At 68.4% G+C, this 3,865-nt stretch carries 6 protein-coding genes; 4 read left to right on the top strand and 2 right to left on the bottom strand.

Going from position 1 to position 3,865, the window contains the following annotated elements:
- On the top strand, nt 1–456 hold a 456-nt coding region (locus AC068A_RS12220), incomplete at its 5' end, for a hypothetical protein (RefSeq protein WP_478584027.1).
- 132 nt (nt 457–588) lie between these two features.
- Nucleotides 589–1,071: a hypothetical protein gene (locus AC068A_RS12225; protein WP_478584029.1), complete on the top strand. Its 483-nt coding sequence runs from the start codon at nt 589–591 to the stop codon at nt 1,069–1,071.
- Nucleotides 1,072–1,193: 122 nt separating this feature from the next.
- On the opposite strand, the gene AC068A_RS12230 is transcribed toward AC068A_RS12225, so the two are convergent.
- Entirely contained in the window at nt 1,194–1,439 is a 246-nt protein-coding gene (locus tag AC068A_RS12230) for a DUF397 domain-containing protein (RefSeq protein ID WP_478584030.1), read from the bottom strand.
- The gene (locus AC068A_RS12235; RefSeq protein WP_478584032.1) at nt 1,436–2,314 is read right to left on the bottom strand and encodes a helix-turn-helix domain-containing protein; all 879 of its coding nucleotides are present in this window, start codon (nt 2,312–2,314) and stop codon (nt 1,436–1,438) included. Before AC068A_RS12235 ends, AC068A_RS12230 begins: the two co-directional genes overlap by 4 nt.
- A gap of 157 nt (nt 2,315–2,471) precedes the next feature.
- Between AC068A_RS12235 and AC068A_RS12240 the strand changes: the two genes are divergently transcribed.
- Nucleotides 2,472–2,930, top strand: a complete 459-nt coding sequence (locus tag AC068A_RS12240) for an ATP-binding protein (protein WP_478584034.1) — start codon at nt 2,472–2,474, stop codon at nt 2,928–2,930.
- Nucleotides 2,931–3,193: 263 nt separating this feature from the next.
- The gene (locus tag AC068A_RS12245) at nt 3,194–3,742 is read left to right on the top strand and encodes a hypothetical protein (protein ID WP_478584036.1); all 549 of its coding nucleotides are present in this window, start codon (nt 3,194–3,196) and stop codon (nt 3,740–3,742) included.
- Nucleotides 3,743–3,865 lie beyond the last annotated feature (123 nt).

The following is a 3,865-nucleotide window of genomic DNA, read 5'->3' on the forward strand; positions in this document are numbered from 1 at the left end:
GGTGCTGCGGCTCTGGATCGTGTTGATGGGAATGGTGGTCTGGCTGAGGTCTGGCGTCAGGAGTGGACGCAGGGTTGGACTTCGCTCGTTCCTATCGAGGTGAACGGGTCGTCGTTCCTGCTGTCGTACAAGAGTGGGTCGGGTGCTGCGGCTCTGGATCGTGTTGATGGGAATGGTGGTCTGGCTGAGGTCTGGCGTCAGGAGTGGACGCAGGGTTGGACTTCGCTCGTTCCTATCGGGGTGAACGGGTCGTCGTTCCTGCTGTCGTACAAGAACGGATCGGGCGCCGCCGCCAGCGATCTGGTCCACCCGAACGGGAACCTGACAGAGGACTGGCGTACCACCTGGACGTCAGGGTGGACCTCGCTCGTCCCCCTCCAGGCGAGCGGTATGTCGTACCTGCTGTCGTACAAGAGCGAGTCGGGCGACGCCGCCCTGGATCGCATCACCAACTGATCGAGGGGTCGATCGGCCACGGGGGGCTGCGGATCCTGACTCTTCCGTAACGGGCCGTACGCCGGCGTTTGCGTCGACGCACGGCCCGTTACCTGGTGTTTCTGAGCGGTTGACGAAAGGTGGCGAACCTCTATGGGCATGGCCGAGGAGGTTTCTCGCGAGGCTGGTGCACATTTCCGCTTCGCGGACAGCTTCATCCACGGCGACGTGCAGCAAGGAAGGTTGCACTACCACCTCCTGCGGCTGACCACTGCCGGCCTCACGCAGGAGGAAGTCGAGGATTTGCGTGAGCTCGGTCGCCTCGCCTTCAAGGACGTCGATGTCACCGACCAGTCAACCAAGATCAAGCAGCGGGCCGGTGCCAGCGCCCTCGCGGTAGCGATCGCGGGCCTCGTCGAGCAAGCGGCGGCAAGGGGCGGTCCCGAATCCCAGGGACAGGCGATGGTTGGCGCAGTCCTCGGCGCATATGCAGGTCTTCACAGCGTTTCAGGCATGGACGACGCGACAGTTGCTGTTCTGGGGGCAATTGGTGGTGCGATTGCCGCATCGATCAGCCCTGTCGTCTTCGAGGCAATCGAACGAGTGGGCCTGACGGAATACCTCAGCCCGGACTGATACTGCGCCCCGTAGGTGCGGCCCCCGCCTCCGACATCACCGGCGTTGGCGGCACGTCGAACGCATGTCGGCTACGCCCCCGGAAGGTTCCGGGGGCGTAGCACCTCACCAGGACCGCGGGGTCACGCCTCGGGCGCGTACGCCACGAAGCCGGCCCATGCGGTGGGGGAGAGGGTCAGCCGCGGGCCGTGCCGGTCCTTGGAGTCCCGGACGTGGACGGCCGAGGGGCAGGCGGCAACCTCCACGCAGTCGTCGCCGGAGCCGCTGCTGTAGCTGGACTTGTGCCAGGAGAGGGCCACTTCGACGCAGCTGTCCCCGTCACCGCCGCTGTAGCTGCTCTTGAACCAGGCCAGTTCTTCCGTGCTCATAGCGCTCCTCGGATCTCCCGCAGCAGGCCCACGGAGTCCTCCAGGGAGAGGGCCTGTGCCCGCATCCTGGCATATCGGCGCTGGAGCGTGCTGACCACCTTGGGATCGGCGATGAACTGGCCGTGTTCCTGCCCCTCGCAATACGCGAACCAGCGCGGCTCCGGTGTCTCCAACAGCCGCATCGGTCCGTGCAGCCCCGCATGCGACGGCCGCTCCAGCGGCATCACCTGGAGCTCCACGTTCCGCAGCTCCGCGACCTCCAGCACGTGGTCGATGAGCTCCCGGGTCACCTCCACCCCACCCGTCTTCCGCCGGAACAGGTGCTCCTCCAGGATGAACCCGAACGTCGTGTTCGGGCGTTCCCTCAGCAGCCGCTGCCGTTTCGCCCGCGCCGTCCACTGGGCCTCGATCTGCTGGTCGCTGAGCGGCGGCACCTGGTCCACGAACAGCGTGCGCGCGTACGACTCCGGCTGCAAGAGGCCCGGAATCATGCGGCACTCGTACGTGTACAGGGTCACCGCCAGCAACTCCAGCCGCGCCCACCGCCGGAACCAACTCGCCAGCCCCGGCTGGCGGGACAGGTGGCGGGCCGCCCGCCGCAGCGCGCCCGTGTTGCCGAGCGCATCCTCCGCCCGCTCCACGAAATCCGGATCCGGCATGCGCCGCCCCTGTTCGACCGAGGCCACCGTGTGCTTCGAGAAGCGGACCCGCTCCCCGAACTCCTCCCGGCCTAGCCCCGCATGCTCCCGCAGGGCCTGGACGACTGCCCCGAAGGTGCGCAGACTGTCCGACGCCTCCGGTTCCCCGCCGGTCGGGTCGCAGCCGCCGCCCGACTCCCCGTCCGTACCGCCCTCGTCCGTGTTCTCGTAGGCCATCCCAGGCCACCTCCCGCGCACGTGCTTCCGTAACGCTCCCGACGGACCCATGCTCACGCTCGGTGACGCGTACTGTCCACCCTTCGTGCGCGTACGCTGACCGAGCGTACGCGCCGCGGCCCTGGTGAACGCCGACTCCCGCCGCCACATTGGGGCCATGACGCCACCTCCTGCACAGCAGACCCGGCAGACGCCGGTCACCGTACGTGTGTTCTCCCAGCAGTTCAGCTCCACCCGGCGCGGAGCCCGGCTCGCCCGGTGCCTGGCCCTCTACGAGCTGCACACCTGGGGCGTTCCGGCCGGCAGCGACACCTCCGACGCCGCCGCCCTCGTACTGGCCGAACTCACCGCGAACGCCGTCACCCACGGCCGGGTGCCCGGCCGGAACTTCGAACTCGTGCTCACGCTCGGCGCGGACGCGCTCCGCATCGAGGTCTCCGACACCCGAGGCGAACGCCGTCCCCCGGCCCCGGGCGGCGCGGCCACCGCGCCCGCGCCGCTCGACGACACGGGCCGCGGCCTCCTCCTCGTACAGGCCGTGGCCACCCGCTGGGAGGTCCGCGACCGCCCGCCCGTCGGCAAGACCGTCGTCGCCGAGCTGGCCATGAATCGTTGAACTGCCCTGTCGGACCCCGTTGTCAGGGGAATCCGGTTGTGCTGTACACCGAGGGAGGGGCAGGTGGCGTTCGACGAGAGTGGGCAGAGGCCAAGCGGACTGGGGCGGCGGGGAGCGGCCCGTTACCGGATGCCCCTGCTGCGGGCTTGCCCCGGCGCTTTGAGACCGATCTGTGAAGCGGACGATCCCCGTCCACTGCTAGGGTGACGTGCGCCCGTCAAGACAGGGCCTTTATCCATTGCCATTTCAACGGGGGTTGAAACGTGAAGCTTCGCCATGTCCGCGCTGTCGCCGTCTTCGGTATCGCAGTCTTCGCCCTCACCGGAGCCCGCGGTTCCCACGGCGCGAGCTGCGGCGGCGGCCACGGCTCCAGCTCGAACTCCAGCAGCTCCGGCAGCTCTGGCAGCTCCGGCAGCACCAGCGGCAGCAGCACCACGGGCGGCAACCAGGACACCGACGTCACCGTCACCACGGGCGGCACGGGCGGCACCTCCGTCCCGAACGGCTCCAGCCGCGGCGACAAGGCCGAGCGGGACATCCGGATCGACGGGTGCAAGCTGGAGGGCAAGAACCTGGTCGCCCGACTCACCGTCACCAACAGCGGCGCGCTGGACTACACGTACGACATCACCATGAAGTTCCGCGGTGACGCCACCTCGAACGCGAACCTCGCGATCGCCAAGGTGACCGGCCTCAAGGTCGCGAAGGGCGCGTCCGCCAAGGCCGAGGCCACCACGCCGTACACGGGCAAGGGCGACGGCAGCGAGTACAAGGAGTGCGTGGTCGTCAGCGCGTCGAAGTCCGCGTTCTGACACACCGCTGCCTGGGCGCGTGCCGTACCGTACGGGGGGGGACCCGGGGAGTTTTTCCTCCCCCGGTTTTTTTTAGGGGAAAAAGACCCGGAACTTCGGCCCTGAGGGAGACTACTCCCCCCC

The sequence above is a fragment of the Streptomyces sp. NPDC043854 genome (genome assembly GCF_056436005.1).